Origin of the sequence: Paraburkholderia sp. J7 (genome assembly GCF_905220155.1) — a bacterium.
GTDB lineage: Bacteria > Pseudomonadota > Gammaproteobacteria > Burkholderiales > Burkholderiaceae > Paraburkholderia.
The window spans coordinates 526,051-553,042 of sequence record NZ_CAJMYZ010000001.1 but is presented as its reverse complement, the minus strand read 5'-3'; the positions used below and the strand labels follow the sequence as shown (position 1 = coordinate 553,042).

Sequence of the window (26,992 nt, the reverse complement as noted above, 5' to 3'; positions counted from 1 at the left end):
TGACGCAATCAAGGCAGAAGAACGTTGATTGTATCCGTCGTCAGTGCTTGAACCTGGGTCGTCGTCATCTTGGCGAGGTCTGCCGTGTTCAACAGCGTGGCAGTCGAAGCGGACAGGCTGTTCAGCTGGCTCGTGGTCAGACTTGCAACCTGCGAAGTCGACAACGTCACGCTATTGCCCGCCAGCGCAGCCAGCGAGTCAGTGCTGAGCGTGCCGACCTGGCTTGCCGTCAGGCCTGCGGCACCTGCCGTGCCCAAGGCCACGAGGCTATCGGTCGTAAGCGACGTCACCTGCGCCGTCGTCATCTTCGCCACCTCCGCTGCCGTCAGGCCTGCGGCTTGTGCCGTGCTCAGGTTCGCCACTTCGTCCGTCGTGAGACCTGCGACCTGCGACGACGTGAGCGAGCTCAGCGCGTTCACGCCGGCCGAGCCAATCGCGCCAATCTGCGCCGACGTCAGGCCCGTAGCGGCCGTGCCCATCGCCACCAGGTTAGCGGTCGTAAGCGCCGACGCCTGTGCCGTCGTCATCTTCGCCACTTCCGCTGCCGTCAGGCCAGCGGCTTGTGCCGTGCTCAGGTTCGACACTTCATCCGTCGTGAGACCTGCGACCTGCAACGACGTGAGCGAGCTCAATGCGTTCACGCCGGCCGAGCCGATCACGCCAATCTGCGCCGACGTCAGGCCCGTAGCGGCCGTACCCATGGCAACGAGGCTATCGGTCGTTAGCGCCGACGCCTGTGCCGTCGTCATCTTCGACACTTCCGCTGCCGTCAGGCCAGCGGCTTGTGCCGTGCTCAGGTTCGTCACCTCGTCAGTCGTGAGACCTGCGACCTGCGCCGACGTCAGCGAGCTCAGTGCGTTCACGCCGGCCGAGCCAATCACGCCAATCTGCGCCGACGTGAGGCCCGTAGCAGCCGAACCCATCGCCACCAGGTTGGCGGTCGACAGCGACGACACTTGTGCCGTCGTCATCTTCGATACTTCCGCCGACGTCAGGCCAGCGGCTTGTGCCGAGCTCAGGTTCGTCGCTTCATCCGTTGTGAGACCTGCGACCTGCGACGACGTGAGCGAGCTCAGCGCGTTCACGCCAGCCGAGCCGATCGCGCCAATCTGCGCCGACGTCAGGCCCGTAGCGGCCGTGCCCATCGCCACCAGGTTAGCGGTCGAGAGCGCCGACGCTTGCGCCGTCGTCATCTTCGACACTTCCGCTGCCGTCAGGCCAGCCGCCTGCGCCGTGCTCAGGTTCGTCACTTCATCCGTCGTGAGACCTGCAACCTGCGCCGACGTCAGCGAGCTCAGTGCGTTCACGCCAGCCGAGCCGATCACGCCAATTTGCGCCGACGTGAGGCCCGTAGCAGCCGAACCCATCGCCACCAGGTTATCGGTCGACAGCGACGACACCTGTGCCGTCGTCATCTTCGACACTTCCGTCGACGTCAGGCCGGCCGCCTGCGCGGTCGTGAGGTTCGTCACTTCATCCGTTGTGAGACCTGCGACCTGCGCCGACGTCAGCGAGCTCAGCGCGTTCACGCCAGCCGAGCCGATCGCGCCAATCTGCGCCGAAGTCAGGCCCGAAGCGGCCGTGCCCATCGCCACCAGGTTAGCGGTCGAGAGCGCCGACGCTTGCGCCGTCGTCATCTTCGCCACTTCCGCTGCCGTCAGACCAGCCGCCTGCGCGCTGGTGAGGTTCGACACTTCGTCCGTCGTCAGGCCTGCGACCTGTGCCGACGTCAGCGTGGTGGTCAGCACGCTCACGCCAGCCGAGCCAATCGCGCCGATCTGGCCGGACGTCAGGCCCGTAGCAGCCGAGCCCATCGCCACGAGGCTATCGGTCGTGAGCGCCGATGCTTGCGCCGTCGTCATCTTCGATACTTCCGCCGACGTCAAACCAGCCGCCTGCGCGGTGGTGAGATTCGCCACTTCATCCGTCGTGAGACCTGCGACCTGCGCCGACGTCAGCGTGGTGGTCAACGCGCTCACGCCAGCCGAGCCAATCGCGCCAATCTGGGCGGACGTCAGGCCAGTAGCAGCCGCGCCCATTGCAACGAGGTTATCGGTCGACAGCAACGACACTTGCATGGTCGTCATCTTCGACACTTCTGCCGACGTGAGGCCAGACGCTTGCGCCGTGCTCAGGTTCGCCACTTCATCCGTTGTGAGACCCGCAACCTGTGCCGATGTCAGCGAGCTCAGCGCGTTTACGCCGGCCGAGCCGATCGCTCCGATCTGAACGGCCGACAGCACCGCTTGAGCCATGGTGTTCAGATTGCTCACGTTTGCTGCAAGCGCCGAAAGCTGCGCGGTCGTCATGCTCTTGACCTGGCTGGTCGTCAGCACGCCGATGTCATTGCTGCTGAGGTTGACGATGCCAGCCGAGCCGATCGCAGCGATCTGCGACGCCGACAGGCTCACGACATCCGCAGTATTCAGGCCGGCAGCAAGGCCGTTGGCAGAACTAGTGAGCGCCTGCAGCGCTGCGGTACTGATGCCAACGATCGACGATGCCTGAATGGCACCAACCTGATTGCTGTTCATTGCCGCTATGTCGGCCGTGTTCAACGCTGCAACGTCGGCTGACGTCATGGACTGAAATTGCGACGTCGAAAGAGCCCCTATTTGCGTCGCACTCAGCGCGGAATAGATAGATGTCATCCATTTTCCTTACGTTTCGCTGGAAGTAAGATCCGCCAAGGTAGCGCCCCCCGCCACCTCGACGAACACCACGATCATTCCCTTAGTCCATACCCCCACCGAATCGGCCCGTTCCTTCCGCCAGGCCGCCATTAAACGCTACGGATACGGCTAGATGATCTCTTATGGATATCGGCCTGCGCTGCCTTAACTTTAAATACGCAATTACGCCGCTGGACTCCCGGAATAAAGAGCTTTGATCTGTGTCCACGTCACGCGATTGGTGTTACGGCGGGCAATCGTTTTCGGTCGAGCGGGCTCACTGTGTTGGCAATCTATCCAGCCTCGCGGTTGCAGCCGCAGGTCACGCCGGAAGCTCGACCCGTTCGGCTGTTGCGCGTTTGCCACGCTCTGCAGGTTGTCCACAAAAACCAACCATTCGGACGCCGTTTTGGCATTTCAAGCGTCGCGCCGAAATGATGCCTGTTTGCCCCGTTTCTTATCCGATCAGGCACTTACCGTAGTCCGTATGATCTAGTTTGGCCTGTCCATAAGCTCACAATAAGCTAATGCCGCAAACGTTTTACTGCCATTCGCCCTAACACGGCACGCATTTTCGAAGGAAAATCTGCTGAGGAATACTGCAAATAATGAAAAGGTCTCCATTCTTCTCCGTCGTCATTCCCACGCACAAGCGCGCATCCTTGCTTCGCCGCGCGCTTGAATCGGTCAAGGCGCAACTCTCTCCCGTTGCCTTCGAAGTCCTGGTGGTCTCCGATGCCAGCGACGCCGCAACCGACGTCGTTTGCCACGACTTGCTGGACGACACCGATCTCTATTTGAGGCGCAACGGCGAGGCTGGGCCGTCGGAAAGCCGCAACCTCGCACTTGACCAGGCCAAAGGTCGCTATGTGCTGTTTCTCGATGACGACGATGCCTGGCACCCCGGCTTGCTGGCGCAGTTGCACGCCCATCCGCTAGTGCAACAAGGCCAGCCGGTGTACTTCAATTGTTCGATTGTTCAGGAGCGACGCCTTCACGATCGCACCGAGATGCTCGAAGAAGTACAACTGGACCTAAAGACCCAGTTGAACGAGGATGTCTTCACCAAGAACCGGGTGCACATGTCGTGCTATGCGCTCCCGCGGGAGCTGCTTCGCGGACTGCGCTTCGATCCGTTCATGCGCAGCTACGAAGACTGGGAATTTCTGCTCGCCGTGCTTGAACGACAAATGCCGCAGCACGTACCGATCATGGGTTCACGCATACATGAGGTCCCGGATGCGACCAGCGACAGACGCGGCTCATCCACAGCGGCAAACGACTTCAACGCCGTGCTCGATTACCTCTACGTCTATCGACGCCGTCCAGCGCCGAGTCTGGAGCAACAGGAAAAGCGCGCAGCCCTCGTTGCGCTTGTGACCGGGTTAAACATCCCCGCGAGCATGCTTTAACACCCGGGCCTGCTCGCGCCGCTGCACTTCACAACCCGACGCGCCCCTACGGGCACACGCTGGCCGCTGAAATCGCGCCCAGCGTGTCGGCTCACCCGCCCAAGGCTCAACGTTCTTGAGCACTGGCCTTGATGAACTGCTTTTGAAAATCCGCCTCAATGTTCCGGAGAAGAACGCCAAATCCGCTTTTACGCAAATTCCGATAGGCCAGATCGTACGAAAACAGATTTCCCGAATCGGTAATCTCAAAGTCGAGCTCGAAATCCAGTGGATCTGTATATATTTTACTGAGCAGATGGGCCAGATTACGGTCTGCGGGAGCAAACTTGTCATCGCAAATTAGATTGAATATGTGTTTCCAGTGAGACGCGATCCGGGTATCGATGCCGAATCTCTGTACGTTCGAAAGCCAGCCACACACGAATTTTCGGTATGCTTGTTCCGACGATCGCACTGGGACATGAATATAGCCGAGCAAATCTTCGTTTGCTTTTTTCTCGACGACATTCCCATCCAGGATGACGTTATGATTTCCCTGACAGACAAGCAAGCGATCCACCAAGCTCGGATCGGTTATCTTTATCGCAACCTTCGAATACTGGTGATCCACGCTTCGCCAACGCTGAAGTCGATTCAACGATTTCGGCACGTCAGCTAACAGCGATTCCGCGCAGTCTGGAACAATCGGCATATTTAAATGCGGAACAGAAAATACCCAGTCCTCAGATTCTTCGACCATCTGACGAAACGCGTCCATATCTTTGCGTGGATGGAGAAATTCGTCCGCGTCAATCGGAAAATAAATTGCCGCACCATTGTCCGCAACCGCAAATTTTATCATGGTCGTCATGACTTCCATTTGCGCATGACCGATCAACGAATCAAGATGCGCACTGTATAACGGAATAACCGGAAGCCCCTCCTGATTGAGTGATCTTAGAATTTCGCCAGTGCAATCGACCGACCCGTGATCGAACACATATAGTTTTTTAAAAAATCGAATGTTGTGTCGAACGAATTGCTCAACGATATCCTCTTCATTGCGCATCATCGAAAAGCCGATCAAATCCATTCCAACTCCACTGACTCAATTAAGACGTCAAAATTGCTCGATATCTCGGGATATCGATACGATCAACACGATAGCCCCACCCTATTTTAGGCGAGCTATGTATTCCGCTTCGAACGGAACAGAACCGTGTTTCACTGCCAGTTCCAGATTTCACAAACAAACGGATTCCGGTGTGAACGTCTGCAAGCAAGCACAACGGTTGACTAGCTTCATCAGTCGGTGGAACGCATCATAGGGGCGACATTCCCTGCGGGTTTCCTTGCCGTGGCGCGGTGAATTTGAATAGGAAACCTGACGAGCAGGGCTGCGCAGGTGTTCGACACCGCCAAGGCGCTCAATCCATCGCTGGATGGTGAGTTTGCCCAGAAGCTCACAGCGTTCGTTGGGGAGGTGAGTGCGCGGTTTGGGACGTGCGGAAAACGAGTGGAAGTGTGGCTTATTGCTTTCGCCGGCGATTTTGGCGCGCCCGGCTGGGATCGAACCAGCAACCCCTGCCTTCGGAGGGCAGTACTCTATCCATTGAGCTACGGGCGCATTGACTTGCTGGCACCGCCGTCTGCCCGAAGAACTCGGGAAAAGCAGCGCCGAAGAGAGACCGAGAGAATAACCGGTTTCAGTTAAACCGTCCACCGCGCGGCCTTGGCGCCGGTTATTCGGGGCCACATTGAATTCTAGCGCGCCGCGTAGCCCCGCCAGCCCTCCCGCTTCGGGTAAACGCCCGCTGAACTACGCCCGCACACGCCCACCAGCCGGAAAACCTTCCGTTTATAATCGTCGGTGTTTGATCCGCCGCATGGCCATTGCCGTCCTGCTGTACCGCTCACCATAAAACCAACGGGAGTCGAGACAAGCATGAGCGAAGCACCCCACGGAGCCCCGATCAAAACGCCCGGCCAGCTGATCGCCGCTGTCATCGCCGGGTTTGCCGTCCCCATCGTCATCATCATTCTGCTCGCCTATTACGTCGACAATACGACGCGCACCGGCGCGGGCACCGACGAACTCTCGACCCAGCAGGTCGCCGCGCGCATCGCGCCCATCGCGCAGGTCAACGTGCGCGACGCCAACGCGCCGCGCGTCTACAAGACCGGCGAGCAGGTCTTCCAGGCTGTCTGTTCCGCATGTCACACGTCCGGAGCCGCTGGCGCACCGAAGTTCGGCAACTCGGGCGACTGGGCGCCGCGCATCGCGCAAGGCTTCGATACGCTGTGGAAAACGGCGCTTTCGGGCAAGGGCGCGATGCCCCCGCGCGGCGGCACGAATCCCGACGACTACAGCGACTACGAAATCGGTCTGGCTGTGGCCTATATGGCGAACCACGCCGGCGCGAACTTCCAGGACCCGCCCAAGCCCGCACCGGGCGCGGCCAATGCGGCCAATGCCGCTTCGGGCGCGCCTGCCGCTGCGCCGGCGGCAGAAGCATCGGGCGCCGATGCGAACGCGGCCCAGGCGCAAGCCGCCGCAGCGGCGATCGCGGCCATTCCGCAGGCGTCATCGGCGGCCGCGGCAGGCGGCGACTCGCAAAGCGCCGACGCCTCGCAAGCGGGCAAGGCGCTCTATCAGCAGGTCTGCCAGGCGTGTCACGCCGCGGGCGTGCTGGGCGCGCCGAAGTTCGGCAACAAGGCCGACTGGGCGCCGCGTCTGAAGGACTCGATGGACACCGTCTACAACTATGCGCTGCACGGCAAGGGCCAGATGCCGCCGAAGGGTGGCTCGACCGCGTCGGACGCCGACGTGAAGGCCGCCGTCGACTACATGGTCAGCTCGGTGAAATAAGCCGTCGCAGCGCCAGCGCGCGCAACGATCCCCGCCCGTAGCGATACGGCGCGGGGATTTTTATATCCATCGATAGAAAGGCCGTCGCGCGTCAGAGTACGGGATGCGCAAATGCGCGCGCGAATTCGAACGCACCCGACGCGTCCTGCGCAAGCGCACCGTAACGCGCGGCGAGCTCGCCAGGGGCGAGCCACGGATAGCTCAAGCCGTCTTGCAGGCGCTCAAGTCGCGCGCCGTCCGGATCGTCGATCACGTCCATCCGCGCAATGTGAATGTGGAATGCCGATACGCGCGGCGCGGCGTCGTTCGCATCGAATGTCCAGCGATAGGTGCCGTGACCGATGCGCAGCGCGCCTGCCGCGTCCTCGCGCATCACGACGAGCCAGGGCAGCGCATCGATCGTGCGCTCGCGAACAACGAGTGCATCGGCTTCGCAAAGGTAGTACGTGCGGCAGCGCGAATAACGCTCACCGAAATCGCTGACCAGCGTCGTTGCGATCGCCTCTGTGCCGACGCTACGCGCCGGGAACGTGATATTCGGTGTGGCCAGCGAGAACGTCAGCTCCGCATCCGGCGCAAACGCCTCGTGAATCCGTGCGGGCTTCGTGTTGTCCTTCGCGTCGATATACGTTTCAAGCGCGTGACGGTAGTGCGGCAATAGTGGGTTTTCCATCGGCGGCAGCGAGCGGAACAGGGGCGTTCACTCTACTGCCGCCCGCGTCCCAATAAACCAAACACCCGCTGCACGTCAGGGTCATCACCCCTTCTGCAACAACGCCTTCAAACTCGCCAACCGGTCCTTCGGCGTCATCGGCGCTTCTTCGGCGGTTGGCGGCGGCGCGTCGTCGAGGCCCATTTCCGGAATGAAGCGCGACGCCTCGCACACCACCGTCTCGCGCGCCCGCTTGCGCTTCTTGCACCAGTTCAGATGCAGGCTGCGCTGCGCACGCGTGATCGCCACGTACATGAGGCGGCGCTCTTCTTCGATGCGCCCTTCGTCGATCACGTCGTCTTCCGAGCCGCCACGGTGCGGCATGATGCCCTCTTCCACGCCTACGAGGAACACGTGCGGATACTCGAGCCCCTTTGACGCGTGCACGGTCGAAAGCCGCACGGCGTCCGGGTCCTCTTCCTTGCCTTCGAGCATCGACATCAGCGCGACGGTTTGAATGAGGCCCATGAGGTTCTTGCCGGTGTCGGCGAGACCGTCGGCGTTGTCGTAGCCGGTCGCCTCACTGTCTTCGCCAAGTTCCTGCTCGGGCTTCGTGCCCTTGCGCTTGAGCCACTCCATGAATTCGAGCACGTTCTGCCACTTCGACTGTGCCTGGCGCTCGTCGAAGGCGTCGTACAGATACGCTTCGTAATGGATCGCGTCCATGAGCTCGTCGAGCACGACGGTCGCCGGATCTTTATGCGCGCGCTCGGCGAGGCGCTGCATGAAGTCGCAGAACACGCGCATCGGCTCGACCTGGCGCGCCGAAAGCCGCGCCTCGATACCGCCCATGTACACGGCCTCGAACAGCGACACCTTCGCCTGCCCCGCGAACGAGCCGAGCGCTTCGAGCGTGGTGTTGCCCACGCCACGGCGCGGCGTGGTGATCGCGCGGATGAACGCGGGATCGTCGTCGTGATTGGCGATCAGGCGCAGGTAAGCGCAGATGTCCTTGATCTCGGCCTTGTCGAAGAACGACTGGCCGCCCGAGAGCACGTAGGGAATGCGCTCGCGGCGCAGCACCTGCTCGAAAATACGCGCCTGAAAGTTGCCGCGATAAAGAATGGCGTAGTCGCGAAACTGCGCGCGCCGCTCGAACTTGTGCGCCGAAAGCCGGAACACGACCGACTCGGCCTCGTGCTCTTCGTCGTTGCAGGGCGTGACGGTGATGGTGTCGCCCATGCCGTGCTCGGACCAAAGCTTCTTTTCGAAGAGCTTCGGGTTGTTCGCAATGACGTTGTTCGCTGCCGTGAGAATGCGCACCGTCGAGCGATAGTTCTGCTCGAGCTTGATGACGTGCAGCTTCGGAAAGTCCTTGCCGAGCTGCGCGAGGTTTTCGAGCGTAGCGCCGCGCCAGCCGTAGATCGCCTGGTCGTCGTCGCCCACGGCCGTAAACGCCGCGCGCGGGCCCGCCAGCAGTTTCAGCAGCTCGTACTGGCAGGCGTTGGTGTCCTGGTACTCGTCGACGAGCAAATAGCGCAGCTTGTTCTGCCACCGGTCGCGCACCTGCTCGTTCTTCGCGAACAACTCGGCAGGCAGGCGGATCAGGTCGTCGAAGTCCACCGCCTGGTAGGCATGCAACGTCGCCATGTAGTTGCGGTAGACGATGGCGGCCTGGTGCTCGTCCTCGTTCGAGGCCGTGGCCAGCGCCTGTTCGGGCATCACGAGACCGTTCTTCCAGAGCGAGACGATCGACTGGATCTTGCGGATGAAGCCTTTGTCCGTCGAGCCCACCTGTTCCTGGATCATGGCGAAGCAGTCGTCGGAATCCATGATCGAGAACTGCGGCTTCAGGCCCAGGTGTTCGGCTTCCTGGCGCAGGATCTGCACGCCCAGCGAGTGGAACGTGCAGACGGTGAGCTGGTTGGCCGGCACCTTGCGGCCTTCCTTGCCGGGCGTGGTGAGCGTCTTGCCTTCGAGCAGCTTGCCCACGCGCTCGCGCATTTCGGCGGCGGCCTTGTTGGTGAAGGTGACGGCGGCGATATGGCGCGGCTCGAAGCCTTTCGCTTCGATGAGGTGCGCGATCTTCTGCGTGATCACACGCGTCTTGCCACTGCCCGCGCCGGCGAGCACGAGACAGGGACCGTCGAGGTAGCGCACCGCTTCGTTCTGGGCGGAATTGAGGCCTGCGGACATCGTTGCTGGATTGGAAAAACGGGTGGTACGGCTGGGATGCGGGAATTCGTGGCGCCAAGGCTTCGGGTAATAACCGCCGAAGCGCGGCGCACCGCACGGCGCGAGGCGTGCGAACGTCGCAGCGGCCTCTCACGCGGGAGGTGCGATGTTAACACGGCCGGCGTTACGCCGATGCCGCCCCTCATGCTGTGTCGCCTGCTCCCTTGCTTCGCCCCCATCCGTCCCTCGCCGCGTTCCGCACGCTCTGCGCGCCGTGCCACAATAACGGGCTCCCGCCACCCGCACTCGCTGGAAAAAGGAAGCGCTAAATGACTGCACCGCTGCAAATCGGCCTGATGGGCTACGGCTTCGCCGGCCAGACCTTCCACGCCCCCGTGATCGCGCATAGCGGCGCCGCGCAGCTCGCGGCCATCGCAACGAGCCAGGGCGAGCGCGCCCAGGCCGATTATCCCGACGCCGCGATCGTGCCCGACCTCGACGCGCTGCTCTCGATCGACGCGATCGAATGCGTCGTGATCGCCACGCCCAACGACACGCACTACGACCTCGCGCGCCGCACGCTCGAGCGCGGCAAGCACGTGCTGGTCGACAAGCCGGTCACGCTCACTGCCGAGGAAGCGCACACGCTCGCGTCTATCGCGAAGCAACGCGGCCTCGTGTTCGCGCCGTTCCACAACCGCCGCTGGGACGGCGATTTCCTGACCGTGCGCGAGCTGATCGCGGGCGGCGAACTCGGCCGCGTCACGCACTACGAATCGCATTTCGACCGCTTCCGCCCGCAAGTGAAGCAGCGCTGGCGCGAAGACGCCACGCGCGGCGGCGGCCTGCTCTACGATCTCGGCCCGCATTTGATCGACCAGACGCTCGCGCTCTTCGGCGCGCCCGAGTCGATCACCGCGTTCGTCCACACGCGCCGCGAAAACGCGAGTGCGCCGGACTACGTCCACCTCGTGCTGCGCTATCCGAGCCACGACGCCGTGCTGCACGCCAGCGCGCTCGCCGCGTACGCACCGCGTTTTGCGATTCATGGCACGCGCGGCAGCTATTTGAAGAACGGGCTCGACACCCAGGAAGATCAGCTCAAGGACGGCCTGCGTCCGGGCCAGCCCGGATTCGGCGCGGGCAACGAGGCCGGCCGCCTGCATGTGCTTCGCGACGACGGCCAGGAAGCCGATATCGAAGTGCCCAACGCAGCCGGCAATTACGCCGACCTGTACCGCGCGCTCGCTGCCGCGATCCGTGAGGGCAAGCCGTTCCCGGTGAGTCCGCAGGACGCCATTGACGTCATGGCGCTCATCGAGCTCGCCATGCAAAGCGCGCAGGAAGGCCGCACGCTGGCGTTCGCGCGCCGGTCCTGATCGCCCTGGCTTGCGCCTTCGGCGGCAGCGTCGACCTTGCATGGCGCCGACGCTGCTGAAAGGTCCACACAAATGGTTACATCTGGTTGCCGCTGCCGGGTCATCACGCGGCAATAGCCAGACGTTTGTAGACGTGCAGGCAAAAAAGCTGCAACGACAAGACAAAGGAGAGTCTGAATGACCCGCTACACCCACGCGCTACGTCTTATCGCCGCTGGCGCGCTCGTCTCGACCCTCGCCGCGTGCGTGGTGAACCAGCCAGCGCCGCGCCCCGCACCGCCTGGCCCCGCTGCGGGCCCAAGCGCGCACGAAGTCGCCGTCGATCGCCTGCATCAGGTCGATGGCCGTATCGACAACCTGGGCCATCGCATCGACATGCGCGTGAATCAGGGCTACTACCCGCCGCCGCAGGGCAACGCACTCCATCACCGCCTCGAAACGATCCGCGGTGAGGCGCACGACATGGCCGCCCAGCATGGCGGAGGCATTTCGCCCGACGAGCAGCGCGTGCTGAACGAAGAACTCGACACGGCCGCCCGCGCCATCGGCGAGTAAGCATTACACGCGTTGGCGCGCCGGCCACGCAGGCACGGACCGCGCTCGCGGTTCGTGCACCGCTTGCGGCCCTATCCGAACCGCCCCCGTTTTTAATCTGCGACGCACAACGCGTGCTGCCGCCGGGCGCAAGCCAATACCAACACGGCTCACGGCCCGCTACCCGCGCTGCACGCAGAATTTTTCCGCATTGACATAGCCCCGAGGCGTCGCGCACAATCGCTGCGCGCGCCGGGAGAGCGCGCCGCTTGTCTTAGCTTGTTTTCGCTAGTGCAATCGGCGCCGCCGAAGGGGCAACCCACAAACTCTCAGGCAAAAGGACCGTGCGCGCCGGACCGCTGATTCGCCTTCTTTGCGCTTTTTGCGCGACATAACGCGAAGCAGCTAATCAGTCCGCAACTCTGGAGAGCGGCAGTAGAACGAACGGTGGCGGAAAAGTCCCCACCACGCGTTCAGGCTGCCCACCGAAGGGGCGCGCGCCAGCATCAACGGCGCAATCTCTCAGGTACCGAGGACAGAGGGGCCATGCAAGAACCGACCACGGGCATCGTGCCTGCGGCGCTTCCTGCATGGCCTTTTTCGTTTTCGCGCGACTATTCGCGACCGCCTGAGGCCCCATGACCGAACTCAAACGCACCCCGCTGAACGACACGCACCGCGCGCTGAACGCCCGCATGGTCGACTTCGGCGGCTGGGACATGCCCGTCAACTACGGCTCGCAGATCGACGAGCATCGCGCCGTGCGCACCGACGCCGGCATGTTCGACGTCTCGCATATGTGTGTCGTCGACTTTTCGGGCCCGAAGGCGCGCGAGTTCTTCTCGCGCGCGCTCGCCAACAACGTCGCCAAGCTCACCACGCCGGGTAAGGCGCTGTACTCGTGCATGCTGAACCCCGAAGGCGGCGTGATCGACGACCTGATCGTCTACTTCTTCGCCGACGACCAGTTCCGCACCGTCGTCAACGCCGGCACGGCCGAAAAAGACATCGCCTGGTTCGAAAAGCTCAACGCCGAAGGCGGCTTCGGCCTCGCCATCACGCCGCGCCGCGATCTCGCGATCGTCGCCGTGCAAGGCCCGAACGCACGCGAAAAGGTCTGGCAGGTCGCGCCCTCGTCGCGCAGCGCCACCGAAGTGCTCAAACCCTTCAACGCCGCGAAGATCGAAGCGACGCCGTTTGGCGAGCTGATGATCGCGCGCACCGGCTACACCGGCGAAGACGGCTTCGAAATCGTGCTGCCCGACGCCGCCGTGTGCGAATTCTGGGACGCCCTGCAGCGCCAGGGCGTGAAGCCGTGCGGCCTCGGCGCGCGCGACACGCTGCGCCTCGAAGCGGGCATGAACCTCTACGGCCAGGACATGGACGACGGCGTCTCGCCGCTCGACGCCGGCCTCGCCTGGACCGTCGACATGAAGGAGCCGCGCGACTTCGTCGGCCGTCCGGCGCTGGAAGCGAACGGCTCGCGCTCGGCCTTCGTCGGCCTGATCCTGCAGAAGGAAAACGGCAAGGCCGGCGGCGTGCTGCGCGCGCATCAGAAAGTGCTCACGCCGCATGGCGAGGGCGAGATCACGAGCGGCACGTTCTCGCCGAGCATGCAGGAATCGATCGCCTTCGCGCGCGTGCCGCAAGGCGTGCAGCCGGGCGATGTCGTGCAGGTACAGATCCGTGACAAAGCCCTTCCCGCAAGCGTGGTAAAACTGCCGTTCGTGCGCAACGGCAAGGTGCTCGCCGCCTGATCCGCGAGGATCCTGCCGCCGCGCACGCCCTCCCCCTTTCAAGCAACAAAAACCGAACCACGCACTGGAGCAACCATGAGCATCCCGGCCGATCTGAAATACACCGAATCGCACGAGTGGATCCGCACCGAAGCCGACGGCACGCTGACCATCGGCATCACTGACCACGCGCAGGAAGCGCTCGGCGACATCGTCTTCCTCGAGCTGCCGGAAGCCGGCCGCGCGGTCGCCGCTGGCGACGCCGTTGCCGTGATCGAGTCGGTCAAGGCCGCCTCGGACATCTACGCGCCGGTCGCTGGCGAGATCATCGAAGCCAACACGTCGCTCGTCGACACGCCCGACCAGGTGAACGGCGCGCCGTACGAGTCGTGGCTCTTCAAGATCAAGCCCGCCGCCGACGCCAAGCTCGACTCGCTGATTGACGCCGCCGCCTACGAAAAGGCGATCGGCGCTTAAATCGCAACTTCGCCTCAACCGCCACGGCGCGGCGGCGCGCTCAGAACGCCGCCCGCGCCCGCAGGAATTCCTATGAAGCTCGAACACCCGGATCGTCTGATGAACTCCCCGCTCTCGCTTGCTGCGCTCGAAGCGCACGACGCTTTCGCCGCCCGCCACATTGGCCCCGACACGGCCGACCAGCAGGCGATGCTCGACGCGCTCGGCTTCGCCTCGCGCGCCGCGCTGATCGATGCGGTGATTCCGGCGAAGATCCGCCGCACCGAGACGCTGCCGCTCGGGCCGTTCTCGCAGCCGCGCTCGGAAGCCGAGGCGCTTGCCGCCCTGCGCGCGCTCGCGGACAAGAACCAGGTGTTCCGCTCGTATATCGGGCAGGGCTACTACGACACGCACACGCCGGCCGTCATCCTGCGCAACGTGCTCGAAAACCCGGCGTGGTACACCGCGTACACGCCGTACCAGCCGGAAATCTCGCAGGGCCGCCTCGAAGCCCTGCTGAACTTCCAGCAAATGATCACCGACCTGACAGGCCTCGCGATCTCGAACGCGTCGCTGCTCGACGAGGCCACCGCCGCCGCCGAAGCGATGACGCTCGTGCAGCGCGTGGGCAAGTCGAAGTCGAACGTGTTCTTTGTCGCCGACGACGTGCTCGCGCAGACCATCGAAGTCGTGAAGACGCGTGCGAAGCCGATCGGCATCGAGGTAAAGGTCGGTCCGGCCGCTGAGGCGGTCAATGCGGGCGCGTTCGGCGTGCTGCTGCAGTATCCGGGCGTGAACGGCGACGTGCGCGACTACCGCGCGCTCGCGCAAGCCGTGCACGCTGCCGGCGGCGCGGTGATCGCCGCCGCCGACCTGCTCGCGCTCACCGTGCTCACGCCTCCGGGCGAATGGGGCGCGGACGTGGCCGTGGGCAACTCGCAACGCTTTGGCGTGCCGATGGGCTTCGGCGGTCCGCACGCCGCGTATCTCGCGGTGAAGGACGAATTCAAGCGCCAGATGCCGGGCCGTCTCGTCGGCGTGACCATTGACGCACAGGGCAACCCGGCGCTGCGCCTCGCGCTGCAAACGCGCGAACAGCACATCCGTCGCGAGAAGGCCACCTCAAATGTGTGCACGGCGCAAGCGCTGCTCGCGATCATGGCGAGCATGTACGCCGTCTACCATGGCCCGCAAGGCTTGAAGCGCATTGCGCAGCGCGTGAACCGCGTCGCCGCGATCCTCGCCGCGGGCGCGAAGCAACTGGGCTACACGCTCGTCAACGAAGCATTCTTCGACACGCTCACGTTCGAAGCCGGCCCGCGCACCCAGGCGCTGCACGACGCAGCACTCGCGCGCGGCATGAACCTGCGCCACGTGAGCGAGACGCGTGTGGGCGTGTCCGTCGACGAAACGACCTCGCGCGCCGATCTGGCCGACCTGCTCGCCGTGTTCGCGCAAGCCGCATTTGCCGGCGAAGTGCCTTCGCTCGACAAGCTCGACGCCGAACTCACACAGAGCGCCGCTCTGACGTTCCCGGCCGCGCTGGCGCGCGAAAGCGCTTACCTCACGCACCCGGTGTTCAACCGTCACCATTCGGAAACGGAAATGCTGCGCTACCTGCGCAGCCTGTCGGACAAGGACCTCGCGCTCGACCGCTCGATGATTCCGCTCGGCTCGTGCACGATGAAGCTGAACGCGACCTCGGAAATGCTGCCGGTCACGTGGCCCGAGTTCGGCCGCATCCACCCGTTCGCGCCGGCTGAGCAAACCGTTGGCTATCGCGAGATGGTCGATCAGCTCGAACAAATGCTCGTGGCCGCTACCGGCTACGCCGCCGTCTCGCTGCAGCCGAACGCGGGCTCGCAGGGCGAGTACGCGGGCCTGCTCATCATCCAGGCGTACCACGCCTCGCGCGGCGAAGCGCATCGCAACGTCTGCCTGATTCCCGCTTCGGCGCACGGCACGAACCCCGCATCGGCGCAGATGGCCGGCATGCAGGTGGTCGTGGTCGCCTGCGACGCGCAAGGCAACATCGATCTCGCCGACCTGAAGGCCAAGGCCGAGCAGCACGCGGCGAAGCTCGCGGCGATCATGATCACGTACCCCTCGACGCACGGCGTGTTCGAAGAGAACGTGCGCGAAGTCTGCGAAATCGTGCACGCGGCGGGCGGCCAGGTGTACGTGGACGGCGCGAACATGAACGCGATGGTCGGTCTCGCGGCGCCCGGCCAGTTCGGCGGCGACGTCTCGCACCTGAACCTGCACAAGACCTTCTGCATTCCGCACGGCGGCGGCGGCCCGGGCGTCGGTCCGGTCGCGGTCGGCGCACACCTCGCGCAATTCCTGCCGAACCAGCTTTCGTCGGGCTACAAGCGCGACGATCACGGTATCGGCGCGGTGAGCGCGGCGCCCTACGGCTCGGCTTCGATCCTGCCGATCTCGTGGATGTACATCGCCATGATGGGCGCGGCCAACCTGACCGCCGCGACCGAAAACGCGATCCTCAACGCGAACTACGTGGCAAACAAGCTCGCGCCGCACTTCCCGGTGCTCTACAGTGGCCCGGGCGGCCTGGTCGCGCACGAGTGCATTCTGGACCTGCGCCCCATCAAGGACGCGAGCGGCATCACCGTGGACGACGTGGCCAAGCGCCTGATGGACTACGGCTTCCACGCGCCGACCATGAGCTTCCCGGTGCCGGGCACGCTGATGGTCGAGCCGACCGAGTCGGAGTCGAAGGAAGAACTGGACCGCTTCATCGACGCGATGGTTGCCATCCGCGAAGAAATCCGCGCCGTGGAAGACGGCCGCGCGGACAAGGAGGACAACCCGCTGCGCCACGCGCCGCACACGGCCGCCGTCGTGGTCGCCGACGACTGGAAACACGCCTACTCGCGCGAGCAGGCCGCGTACCCGGTCGCGTCGCTCGTCGCGCGCAAGTACTGGCCGCCGGTTGGCCGCGCCGACAACGCGTATGGCGACCGCAACCTGTTCTGCTCGTGCGTGCCCGTTAGTGAATACGCGGGCGAATATGCCGATGAAACGGCGGGCGAATAAGCCTGGTCCCGGCCGCTGCGTTATCCCCGGATAACGCAGCGGCAGTCATCCCTCTCACATTTGCCGCCGCAAACCGCTAACATCACACACCTGTCAGCCTTGAATCAGGGAGTCGCGCATGGCGCGGAAGGTGGGAACGGATCTACTGCGGGTTCCACTGCGGGACTTGCCGCATACCGCAACGCGCAACTCGGTCCGGCAGACCCGGCACGCGCGCGGCACGTTGCAACGCCACCCGCAACGCGCTGCCGCCGCGCTGGCGTTCGCCTGCGCAACGCTTACCGCCACGTTCGCCGGCACGGCCCACGCGGCCATGAACTTCTGCGCGGCACCCGCGCTGCAATCGAGCGAGCGCACCAACGCCGACCCGGGCGTGAAGGCGCTCGTCGCCGAGGTGCTGACGCACGTGAACGACACGCCGCGTCCGCTGGCGCGCCTTCACACCGAGGGCACGCTGCCGCACGAGGACATCTACGATCAGAGCGTCGAGGCCGCGAAGGAACTCGACCTCATGCGCAACGCCGCGCTCGCGTGGCGCGCAACGAGCGACGAACGCTTTCTGAGGCTCGTGGACCGCTTTCTGCTCGCGTGGGTCACCACGTACAAGCCGAGCTTCAATCCGATCGACGAAACGCGTTTCGAAGGGCTGATACTCGCCTACGACATGACCGCGAGCGCGCTGCCCGTGAAAACGCGCAACGCGACCATGCAGTTCCTGAACAGCTTCGCGAACGGCTACATCGCGCAGATCGACGCGCAGCCTCGCCCGCTCAAGGGAACCTTCGCGAACAACTGGCAGAGTCATCGGGTCAAACTGGTCGCGATGATCGCGTTCACGCTCGACAACCGCAAGATGATCGCGACGGCGCAGCGGCTTTTCGTGGAGCATCTTGGCGACAACGTCGCGCCCGACGGCTCGACACTCGACTTCACAGAGCGCGACGCGCTGCACTACGTAACCTACGATCTGCAGCCGCTCGTGACGGCCGCGCTCGCCGCGCGACGCCACAACCGCAACTGGCTGACCGAGCGCGCGGCCAACGGCGCCACGCTCGCAGCCGCGCTCGACTGGCTTACGCCCTATGCGCTCGGCCAGAAAACGCACGAAGAATTCGTACATTCGAACGTACCGTTCGACGCGAAGCGGCGCGAAGCGGGCCTGCCCGGCTACACCGGACAGTGGGACCCGAAGAACGCTGCGGAACTGTTTCACCTGGCCGCGCGGCTCGACGGCCGCTTTGCGCCAGTCGCGCTGAAACTCGCGCCCACGCCACCCGCGTGGCTCGCCGTCTGTCTGCCGTTGCCGGCGCGCTAACAAGCGCGCGGGTTGCGGCGGCGGCACGGAACTAACGATGCCGCCAAAAGCGTCGCATCCCCACAAACGTCAGACAAGCAGGAGCAGTACCCATGGCAGTAAGCGTTTTCGATCTCTTCAAAGTCGGCATCGGGCCTTCCAGCTCGCACACGGTCGGGCCGATGCGCGCGGCGCTGATGTTCGCCGAAGGACTCGAGCGCGACGACCTGCTCGCGCGCACCGCCGCCGTGAAGGTCGAGCTGTACGGCTCGCTCGGCGCAACCGGCAAGGGGCACGGCACCGACCGCGGCGTCATGCTGGGCCTCATGGGCGATGCGCCCGACACCGTCGATCCCGACACCATCAACGCGCGCCTCGAAGCGGTGCGCACCTCGCGCCTGCTCGCGCTGCTCGGCCGCCATACGATCGGCTTCGTGCCCAAGGAGCACGTGGCGTTTTATCGCCAGGCGCTGCCCGAGCACCCGAACGGCATGAAGCTGCGCGCGCTCGACGCGACCGGCGAAACGCTGCGCGAAAGCACGTATCTCTCGGTGGGCGGCGGTTTCGTCGTCACGGCCGGCGCGCCGAACACGAAGGTGCTCGCCGCCGCGCAGCAATTGCCGCATCCGTTCACCACGGGCGCGCAGCTGCTCGCGCTGTGCGCCTCGACGGGCAAGAGCGTCGCGCAGTTGATGCTCGAAAACGAGCGTGTCTGGCATAGCGACGAGCAGATTCGCTCAGGTCTCCTGCGCATTTGGGACGTGATGCAGTCGTGCGTCTCGCGCGGTTGCGGCATCAACAATCCCGACGCCGACGGCACACTGCCCGGCCCCTTCGCCGTGAAGCGCCGCGCGCCGCAGCTGTATCGCGCGCTGACCAGCAACCCCGAACGCGCGCTGCAAGACCCGCTCTCGATGATCGACTGGATCAACCTGTACGCGATCGCCGTGAACGAGGAAAACGCCGCGGGGGCTCGCGTGGTGACCGCACCGACCAACGGCGCAGCGGGCATCATCCCTGCCGTGCTGCACTACTACGTGCGCTTTACGCCTGGCGCGAACGAGCAAGGCGTGATCGACTTCCTGCTCACCGCAGCCGCCATCGGCATTCTCTACAAGCTCAACGCGTCGATCTCCGGCGCGGAAGTGGGCTGCCAGGGCGAAGTGGGCGTGGCCTGCTCGATGGCCGCGGGCGCGCTCGCAGCCGTCCTGGGCGGCACGCCACTGCAAGTGGAGAACGCCGCCGAAATCGGCATGGAACACAACCTCGGCCTCACCTGCGATCCCGTTGGCGGCATGGTGCAGATTCCCTGCATCGAACGCAACGCCATGGCTTCGGTAAAGGCCGTAAACGCCGCGCGCATGGCGCTGCGCGGCGACGGCGCGCACTATGTCTCGCTCGACTCCGTCATCAAGACGATGCGCGAGACCGGCGCCGACATGAAAACGAAGTACAAGGAGACCTCGCGCGGCGGCCTCGCGGTGAATATCGTCGAGTGCTGATGCGTTAAAGCGCTGTCGCCTTGCCTGAGCTATCCAGACGTAATCACGTAACGATTGAAGGAGACTTGACCGCCATGCAGCAGCCGAACGCGTTCGCCACCACTGAAGCCACCACCACCGGGGCTCGCCTCGTCGTCGATGCCCTCGTCGCCAATGGCGTCGAGCGCGTGTTCTGCGTACCGGGCGAGAGCTATCTCGCGGTGCTCGATTCGTTATCCGACGAAACCGCGAAGATCGAAACCGTGGTGTGTCGTCACGAGGCGGCGGCGGCGAACATGGCGGAAGCGATCGGCAAGCTCACGGGCAAGCCGGGCGTTGCGCTCGTCACGCGCGGGCCGGGCGCCACGCACGCCTCGATCGGCGTGCACACGGCGTTCCAGGACTCCACGCCGATGATCCTGCTGATCGGCCAGGTCGCGCGCGAGCAGATGGACCGCGAGGCGTTCCAGGAAATCGACTATCGACGCATGTTCGGCCAGATGGCCAAGTGGGTCACGCAGATCGACGACGCGCGCCGCGTGCCCGAATATCTGAGCCACGCGTTCCATATCGCGATGTCGGGCCGGCCGGGCCCGGTCGTGCTCGCGCTGCCCGAAGACATGTTGAGCGGCGCCATTCCCGCATCCGAAGCGCAACCCATCGCGCCGCCCGCGCAACGCGTGCAGGCCTCGCCTTCGGCCGCGCAGATGGAGCGCGTGCGCGAACTGCTCGCGGGTGCGAAGAAGCCATTCGTGATCGCGGGCGGACATGGCTGGAACACCCAGGCGTGTGCTGATTTCCAGCGCTTCGTCGAAAACTGGCAATTGCCGGTCGGCCTCGCGTTCCGTTTCCAGGACACGCTCAACAACGAGCATCCGAACTACGCGGGCGACGTGGGCCTCGGCGTGAATCCGGCGCTGGCCAAACGCATTCGCGAAGCGGACGTGCTGCTCGCGCTCGGTCCGCGTCTGGGCGAATCGACGACGGGCGGCTACACGCTCTTCGACATTCCGAAGACGAAGCAAACGCTCATTCACGTGCACCAGGGCGCGGAAGAACTCGGCCGCGTGTATGCAGCGGATCTGCCGATCGTCTCCGGCCTCGCCGAAATTGCGGCGCTGCTCGCCGAACTGCCCGCACCGGCTCAACCCGCGTGGGCCGGCAGCGCCGCCGAAGCACACGAGGCATGGCACGCATGGCGCAAGCCGCTGCCGATGCCAGGCGACGTGCAACTCGGCGAAATCATGCAGCAACTGCGCGCACGCCTGCCCGACGACGCGATCGTCACGAACGGCGCGGGCAACTACGCGACATGGCTGCATCGCCACTTCGCGTATCGCCACTTCCGCTCGCAACTCGCGCCCACGAGCGGCGCGATGGGCTACGGCGTGCCGGCCGCGATCGCCGCGAAGTCGCTCTATCCTTCGCGCACCGTGGTCGCGCTCGCGGGCGATGGCTGCTTCATGATGGCTTCGTCGGAACTCGCCACGGCGATGCAGTACGGGCTCAATGTCGTGTTCATCGTCGTGAACAACTCGCACTACGGCACGATCCGCATGCACCAGGAGCGCCACTATCCGAATCGCGTGCACGGCACTCAGCTCACGAACCCCGACTTCGCTGCGTTTGCGCAGTCGTTCGGCGCACACGGCGAAGTCGTGACGACCACGGCGCAATTTGCGCCCGCGCTCGAGCGCGCGCTCACGGCCGGCAAACCTGCGCTGATCGAGATCCGTGTGACGAAGGAAGCGAGCACGCCTGCGGCGACGCTCGAACAGATTCGCGAAGCGGGTAAGAAAATGCGCGGAGAGTGACTGAAAAGGAATCCTGAATAAGCTCACCTTTCGAGCCGGACGGGTAGTCCTGAGCGCGCAAACAAAAGCCCCGCGGATCTTTCGAATCCGCGGGGCTTTTTTACTTCAGCCGAACGTCAGGCGCTTACTTGCCGCCCACGCTTTGCAGCGTCGTCCACTTGCCGTCGACAACCTTGTACAGCGTGATGCCGCCGTTCTTCAGGTCGCCGCGCTGGTCGTACGCGAGGTCCGACGTCGTGACAGCCGGCATGCTCGTCTTCGCGAGGAACGGCAGGTACTTCGCCGGGTCCGTCGAGTTGGCCTTCTTCATTGCCGCGAACATGGCCATTGCGCCGTCATAGGCGTACGGCGAGTACGTCTGGACGTCTTCGCCGAAGCGCTTCTTGTACTTCGCGACGTAGTCCTTGCCACCCGGCATCTGGTCGAGCGGCAGGCCGGCGAGCGATGCCACCGTGCCGTTCGCCGCGTCACCCGCGATCTGCAGGAAGGTCGGCGTGTGCACCATTTCGCCGCCCATCAGCGGAGCCTTGATGCCGAGCGACTTCATCTGCTTGACCATCGGAGCCGCTTGCGAATCCGCGCCGCCGAAGTAGACCAGGTCGGGGTTCATCGCCTTCGCCTTCGTCAGGACCGACTTGAAGTCGACGGCCTTGTCGTTGGTGTACTCGCGGTCGATGATCGTGCCGCCCGCAGCCTTCGCCGCCTTCGAGAACTCGTCGGCGAGACCCTGGCCGTAAGCCGTGCGGTCGTCGATCACGACGATCTTCTTCATGCCCAGGCTCTTCACTGCGAACGCGCCCGCGACCGAACCTTGCTGCGTGTCCGAGGTCATCATGCGGAACGTCGTGTTGAAGCCTTGCTGCGTGTACTCAGGCGCCGTCGCCATGGCGATCTGCGGGATGCCCGCGTTCGCGTAGATGCGCGAAGCCGGGATCGTCGTGCCCGAGTTGAAGTGACCGAGCATGCCCTTGATGCCGTCGTCGACGAGCTTCTGTGCGACCGTCGTGCCCGTGCGCGGGTCGGCCTGATCGTCGGCCGAGTCGAGCACGAAATGAACCGGCTTGCCGCCGATCACGGGCTTCGTCGCGTTGATGTCTTCGACTGCGAGCGTGATGCCGTTCTGGAAGTCCTTGCCATAGTGCGCCTGCGCACCCGTCATCGGACCGGCGAAACCGATCTTCACGTCTTCGGCTTGTTGTGCGTGCGCAGTCCCCGCCAGCGACAGGGCGGCGACAAGCGTCGCGCCTGCCAGCTGCTTCATCGTGTGTTGCATTGCTTCTCCTTGGTACCAGGTATCGAACGAGCGGCTTCGGATTCGTGAGCCTTGCCGCTTCCTTGTCTTGAGACGACCGACAGTATGGCTTGTGGTTAACCGATCGTCATCAAATTTGCATTACCGCCTGCTGCTGCCGTATTCACGCTGACCGAACGTTCCGCGAGCAGTCGTTCGAGCGCGTAATCTTCATCGCCATTGGCCAGCGCGTGTGCTGCCACGCCTTGCACCGAGACGATCGGGCCAGGACGCTTGGCCACTTCCTTCACGAGTGCGAGCAACTCGTCGCTGTCGCCTTCGAAGAGGACCGCATCGAAGTCGGCGTCGGCCGTCTTCTTGATTGCGACGTGCGCCTTCAGCGCTGCCGGGAGCGCGTTCACCAGCGCTTCGCCCGCCGCGCCCTGGAACAGCGCGCGGTTGCCCGTTGCCAATGCAACGGCGAGTTGTGCGCGTGCGCCGGTCGCCGTGGAAGGCACGCACAGCACCGTGCCGCGCGCCGAAAGCGTGTACGTGTTGCGCTCGCCCGTCGGGCCCGGCAGAACCGCCGTGGCGCCCGCGAGCACGTATTCGAGGTAGCCGTCGCAGCGTGCCGCGAGTGCGGGCTCGCGCTCGGCGATGAGCCAGTCGCGCAGCGTCGTGAGCGCAGTCTGCGCCGATTGCGGCGCGCCGTTGTTGCCTTCGGCAGCTTGCGGCGCATCGACGACGAGCACATCGGCGAGCGACTTCGGCAGACCGGCCGGACGCTTCGCGAGCAAACGCGAGAGATACAGCGCGCCACCCGCCTTCGGACCCGTGCCCGACAGGCCCTCACCGCCGAACGGCTGCACGCCCACCACCGCGCCGATCACGTTGCGGTTCACGTAGATATTGCCCACATGCGCACGACCGATCACGTGCGCGATCGTTTCGTCGATACGCGTGTGGATGCCGAGCGTGAGGCCGTAGCCCGTCGCGCGGATCTGCTCGAGCAGCTTGTCGAGCTGGCTGCGGCGGTAGCGCACCACATGCAGCACCGGACCGAACACTTCGCGCTTGAGTTCGTCGAGGCTGTCGAGCTCGATTAGCGTGGGCGGAACGAACGTGCCTTGTGCGCAGGTCTCGGGCGTCGGCATCTGCTGGACCTTGCGGCCCTTCTCACGCATGCCGGTAACGTGCGTGTCGATGCCGCGCTTCGCGTCGATGTCGATCACGGGGCCAACGTCGGTCGAGAGGCGGTCGGGGTTGCCCACCGCGAGTTCCTTCATGGCGCCCGTGAGCATTTCGAGCGTGCGGTCCGCCACGTCGTCCTGCAGGCACAGCACGCGCAGCGCGGAACAGCGCTGGCCAGCCGAGTCGAACGCGCTTTGCAGCACGTCGGCCACGACCTGCTCCGCAAGCGCCGACGAATCGACGATCATCGCGTTCTGGCCGCCGGTTTCGGCGATCAGCGGGATCGGGCGGCCTTCGGAGTCGAGGCGCTCGGACAGCGTCTTGTTGATGAGGCGCGCCACTTCGGTCGAGCCCGTGAACATCACGGCACGCGTGCGGTGATCGGCGACGAGCGCCGCGCCCACGGTTTCGCCGTTGCCCGGCAGCAGTTGCACCGCGCCCGCCGGCACGCCGGCTTCGCGCAGGATGCGCACGGCTTGCGCGGCGATCAGCGGCGTTTGTTCAGCGGGCTTCGCGAGCACCGTGTTGCCGGCTGCGAGCGCGGCGGCCACCTGGCCCATGAAGATCGCGAGCGGGAAGTTCCACGGGCTGATACACACCACGGGGCCGAGCGGACGATGCGTGTCGTTCGAGAACTCGTCGCGGATCTGCGTGGAGTAGTAGCGCAGGAAGTCGATCGCTTCACGAATTTCGGCCACGGCGTTCGGCAGCGACTTGCCCGCTTCGCGCACGATCAGGCCCATCAGCGTGTGCATCTGCGCTTCGAGCAGATCGGCGGCGCGCGCGAGGCAATCGGCGCGCGCTTCGACGGGCGTGGCCTGCCAGATCGGCGCGGCGGCCACCGCGTGCGAAAGTGCGGCGCTCACATGCTCGCTCGTGGCTTCCACGACGGTCCCGACGAGATCGCGATGATCGGCCGGATTACGCACGTCGCGTGCGGCGCTGTCTGCGATGTCATTGTCGGCGAGCATCGGGGCGGCGCGCCACGGGTGATGGGCGCTCGCCAGCAGCGCCGATGAAAGCGACGCAAGGCGATGCTCGTTCGAGAGATCGAGACCCATCGAATTGGAGCGCTCGTTGCCGTACAACTCGCGCGGCAGCGCAATCTTCGCGTGCGGCGCGCCGAGCGGCACGACCTTCGCGGCTTCGTCGATCGGGTTCGCGACCAGTTCGCTCACCGGCACCGTCTCGTCGGCGATGCGGTTCACGAACGACGTGTTCGCGCCGTTTTCGAGCAGGCGGCGCACGAGATACGCGAGCAGCGTTTCATGCGTGCCGACCGGCGCGTAGACGCGGCACGGACGGTTGAGCTTGCCTTGCGCGAGCGGGCCCGTGACTTCTTCGTACAGCGGCTCGCCCATGCCGTGCAGGCACTGGAATTCGTACTGGCCGGGATAGTAGTTCTGGCCCGCGAGGTGATAGATCGCCGAGAGCGTGTACGCGTTGTGCGTGGCGAACTGCGGATACACGGCATCCGGCGCGCCGAGCAGCTTCTTCGCGCAGGCGAGGTACGACACGTCCGTGTAGATCTTGCGCGTGTACACCGGGTAGCCTTCGAGGCCATCCACCTGCGCGCGCTTGATTTCCGTATCCCAGTACGCGCCCTTCACGAGGCGCACCATGATGCGGTGACGGCTGCGGCGCGCGAGATCAACGATGTAGTCGATCACGAACGGGCAGCGCTTCTGGTAAGCCTGCACCACGAAACCAATGCCGTTCCAGCCCGCCAGTTCCGGGTCGAAGCACAGCGCTTCGAGCAGATCGAGCGAAAGCTCGAGACGGTCGGCTTCTTCGGCGTCGATATTGAGGCCGATGTCATAGCGGCGAGCCAGCACGGCGAGCGCGCGCACGCGCGGCAGCAGTTCGCCCATCGTGCGCTCCTGCTGCGCGCGCGAGTAGCGCGGGTGCAGCGCGGAGAGCTTGATCGAGATGCCCGGGCCTTCGTAGATCCCGCGCCCGCCCGCAGCCTTGCCGATGGCGTGGATCGCCTGCTCGTACGATGCGTAGTAGCGCTGAGCATCGGCTTCCGTCGTTGCGGCTTCGCCGAGCATGTCGTACGAGTAGCGGAAACCGCGCGCTTCGAACTTGCGGCTGTTGGCCAGCGCTTCGGAGATGTTCTCGCCCGTCACGAACTGCTCGCCCATCAGGCGCATGGCCATGTCCACGCCCTTGCGGATCAGCGGCTCGCCGCCCTTGCCGATCATGCGCGTGAGCGCCGACGACAGGCCGGTTTCGCTGTTCGTAGTCACGAGCTTGCCCGTGATCATGAGGCCCCACGTGGCGGCGTTCACGAACAGCGACGGCGCGTGGCCCACGTGCGACTTCCAGTCGCCCTTGCTGATCTTGTCGCGAATGAGCGCGTCGCGCGTGGCGCGGTCGGGAATGCGCAGCAGCGCTTCGGCGAGGCACATCAGCGCCACGCCTTCCTGGCTGGACAGCGAAAACTCGTGGATCAGGCCTTCCACACCGCCGCCGGTGCCCTTCGCGCGCAGCGTTTCCACGAGCTTGGTGGCGAGCTTCGTCACGTCGCCGGTGAGGTTGGCCGGCAGGCGCGCCTCGCCGATCAGGAACGGCACGCACTCCGGCTCCGGGCGGCGGTACGCAGCCGTGATGGCCGCGCGCAGCACCGACTGCGGTTGCACGTTCTGCGCGAATTCGAGGAACGGGTGCGAGGCTGCGTCGTCGTCCTCGGCGGTAGCACCTTCCGCGAGATCGGTCGCACTGACATGCCCATTGAGTTCGGGAGGCAGCTGGCCGTGCTCGATTTTCTCGAGGTAGGCAAAGATGGCTTGCTTGATGAGCCAATGCGGCGTGCGCTCGAGCCGCGTGGCGGCGTCCTTGAGGCGGGAGCGGAGGAGATCGTCGACTTTGACGCCAAGTGTGGTGCTAGCCATGTTTCCTTCGTATGCCGGTAGATCCGCACCGGCGGTGACTAAAAAGTTGGCGAATCGTAACCCTACAAATAAAAAGGTGCAACCACTCCCTCAATATGGTTGCACCACTGCAGAAACCTTGTGCAGCCTGGCTTTGCGGCCGATGCCCGCCCACCGGGCCGCGCGG

The 26,992-nt window shown here is 64.6% G+C and carries 16 protein-coding genes, 1 tRNA gene and 2 riboswitches; of the genes, 10 read left to right on the top strand and 7 right to left on the bottom strand.

Features of this window, described 5'->3' with window-relative positions:
- Positions 1 to 8: 8 nt before the first annotated feature.
- Positions 9 to 2,534: a hypothetical protein gene (locus tag U5A58_RS02445; RefSeq protein ID WP_321960146.1), complete on the bottom strand. Its 2,526-nt coding sequence runs from the start codon at positions 2,532 to 2,534 to the stop codon at positions 9 to 11.
- Positions 2,535 to 3,280: 746 nt separating this feature from the next.
- Here U5A58_RS02445 and U5A58_RS02440 point away from each other — a divergent pair.
- Complete coding sequence (locus U5A58_RS02440) at positions 3,281 to 4,084, top strand: glycosyltransferase family A protein (RefSeq protein WP_321960145.1); 804 nt, start codon at positions 3,281 to 3,283, stop codon at positions 4,082 to 4,084.
- Between the two features lie 106 nt (positions 4,085 to 4,190).
- Here the strand turns inward: U5A58_RS02440 and U5A58_RS02435 are convergent, their stop codons facing one another.
- Both U5A58_RS02435 and U5A58_RS02430 read right to left on the bottom strand, forming a co-directional pair.
- Entirely contained in the window at positions 4,191 to 5,156 is a 966-nt protein-coding gene (locus tag U5A58_RS02435; protein ID WP_321960144.1) for a glycosyltransferase family 2 protein, read from the bottom strand.
- A gap of 458 nt (positions 5,157 to 5,614) precedes the next feature.
- Positions 5,615 to 5,690: transfer RNA gene (locus U5A58_RS02430), tRNA-Arg, on the bottom strand.
- A 318-nt stretch (positions 5,691 to 6,008) separates the two neighbouring features.
- Between U5A58_RS02430 and U5A58_RS02425 the strand changes: the two genes are divergently transcribed.
- Positions 6,009 to 6,932 (top strand): c-type cytochrome, encoded by a 924-nt coding sequence (locus tag U5A58_RS02425; protein ID WP_321934503.1) that lies wholly within the window; start codon positions 6,009 to 6,011, stop codon positions 6,930 to 6,932.
- Between the two features lie 91 nt (positions 6,933 to 7,023).
- On the opposite strand, the gene U5A58_RS02420 is transcribed toward U5A58_RS02425, so the two are convergent.
- Both U5A58_RS02420 and U5A58_RS02415 read right to left on the bottom strand, forming a co-directional pair.
- Positions 7,024 to 7,605 carry a hypothetical protein gene (locus U5A58_RS02420; protein ID WP_321960143.1) on the bottom strand — a complete coding sequence of 194 codons (582 nt, stop codon included), beginning with the start codon at positions 7,603 to 7,605 and terminating at the stop codon, positions 7,024 to 7,026.
- 84 nt (positions 7,606 to 7,689) lie between these two features.
- Complete coding sequence (locus U5A58_RS02415) at positions 7,690 to 9,780, bottom strand: UvrD-helicase domain-containing protein (protein WP_321960142.1); 2,091 nt, start codon at positions 9,778 to 9,780, stop codon at positions 7,690 to 7,692.
- A gap of 308 nt (positions 9,781 to 10,088) precedes the next feature.
- On the opposite strand from U5A58_RS02415, the gene U5A58_RS02410 reads away from it, so the two are divergent.
- The 8 genes from U5A58_RS02410 to U5A58_RS02375 all read left to right on the top strand — a co-directional run bounded on the left by U5A58_RS02410 (position 10,089) and on the right by U5A58_RS02375 (position 21,510).
- On the top strand, positions 10,089 to 11,138 hold the full coding sequence (locus U5A58_RS02410) for an oxidoreductase (protein WP_321960141.1): 1,050 nt from the start codon (positions 10,089 to 10,091) through the stop codon (positions 11,136 to 11,138).
- 177 nt (positions 11,139 to 11,315) lie between these two features.
- A complete protein-coding gene (locus U5A58_RS02405; RefSeq protein ID WP_321960140.1) occupies positions 11,316 to 11,693 on the top strand; it encodes a hypothetical protein in 378 nt (125 codons plus the stop codon).
- Positions 11,694 to 11,915: 222 nt separating this feature from the next.
- Positions 11,916 to 12,026, top strand: a riboswitch (glycine riboswitch).
- A gap of 58 nt (positions 12,027 to 12,084) precedes the next feature.
- Positions 12,085 to 12,221, top strand: a riboswitch (glycine riboswitch).
- A gap of 89 nt (positions 12,222 to 12,310) precedes the next feature.
- On the top strand, positions 12,311 to 13,429 hold the full coding sequence (gcvT, locus tag U5A58_RS02400; protein ID WP_321960139.1) for a glycine cleavage system aminomethyltransferase GcvT: 1,119 nt from the start codon (positions 12,311 to 12,313) through the stop codon (positions 13,427 to 13,429).
- 75 nt (positions 13,430 to 13,504) lie between these two features.
- The gene (gene gcvH / locus U5A58_RS02395) at positions 13,505 to 13,885 is read left to right on the top strand and encodes a glycine cleavage system protein GcvH (protein WP_321907153.1); all 381 of its coding nucleotides are present in this window, start codon (positions 13,505 to 13,507) and stop codon (positions 13,883 to 13,885) included.
- Between the two features lie 72 nt (positions 13,886 to 13,957).
- Positions 13,958 to 16,921, top strand: a complete 2,964-nt coding sequence (gcvP, locus tag U5A58_RS02390) for an aminomethyl-transferring glycine dehydrogenase (RefSeq protein ID WP_321960138.1) — start codon at positions 13,958 to 13,960, stop codon at positions 16,919 to 16,921.
- 313 nt (positions 16,922 to 17,234) lie between these two features.
- Positions 17,235 to 18,236: an alginate lyase family protein gene (locus tag U5A58_RS02385; protein ID WP_321960238.1), complete on the top strand. Its 1,002-nt coding sequence runs from the start codon at positions 17,235 to 17,237 to the stop codon at positions 18,234 to 18,236.
- 92 nt (positions 18,237 to 18,328) lie between these two features.
- Entirely contained in the window at positions 18,329 to 19,717 is a 1,389-nt protein-coding gene (locus U5A58_RS02380) for an L-serine ammonia-lyase (protein ID WP_321960137.1), read from the top strand.
- 74 nt (positions 19,718 to 19,791) lie between these two features.
- On the top strand, positions 19,792 to 21,510 hold the full coding sequence (locus U5A58_RS02375; RefSeq protein ID WP_321960136.1) for a thiamine pyrophosphate-binding protein: 1,719 nt from the start codon (positions 19,792 to 19,794) through the stop codon (positions 21,508 to 21,510).
- Positions 21,511 to 21,634: 124 nt separating this feature from the next.
- Here the strand turns inward: U5A58_RS02375 and U5A58_RS02370 are convergent, their stop codons facing one another.
- Together U5A58_RS02370 and putA are read right to left on the bottom strand one after the other, a co-directional pair.
- Positions 21,635 to 22,783: a branched-chain amino acid ABC transporter substrate-binding protein gene (locus U5A58_RS02370; RefSeq protein ID WP_158758924.1), complete on the bottom strand. Its 1,149-nt coding sequence runs from the start codon at positions 22,781 to 22,783 to the stop codon at positions 21,635 to 21,637.
- 95 nt (positions 22,784 to 22,878) lie between these two features.
- Positions 22,879 to 26,826, bottom strand: a complete 3,948-nt coding sequence (gene putA, locus U5A58_RS02365) for a trifunctional transcriptional regulator/proline dehydrogenase/L-glutamate gamma-semialdehyde dehydrogenase (RefSeq protein ID WP_321960135.1) — start codon at positions 26,824 to 26,826, stop codon at positions 22,879 to 22,881.
- Positions 26,827 to 26,992: the final 166 nt, after the last annotated feature.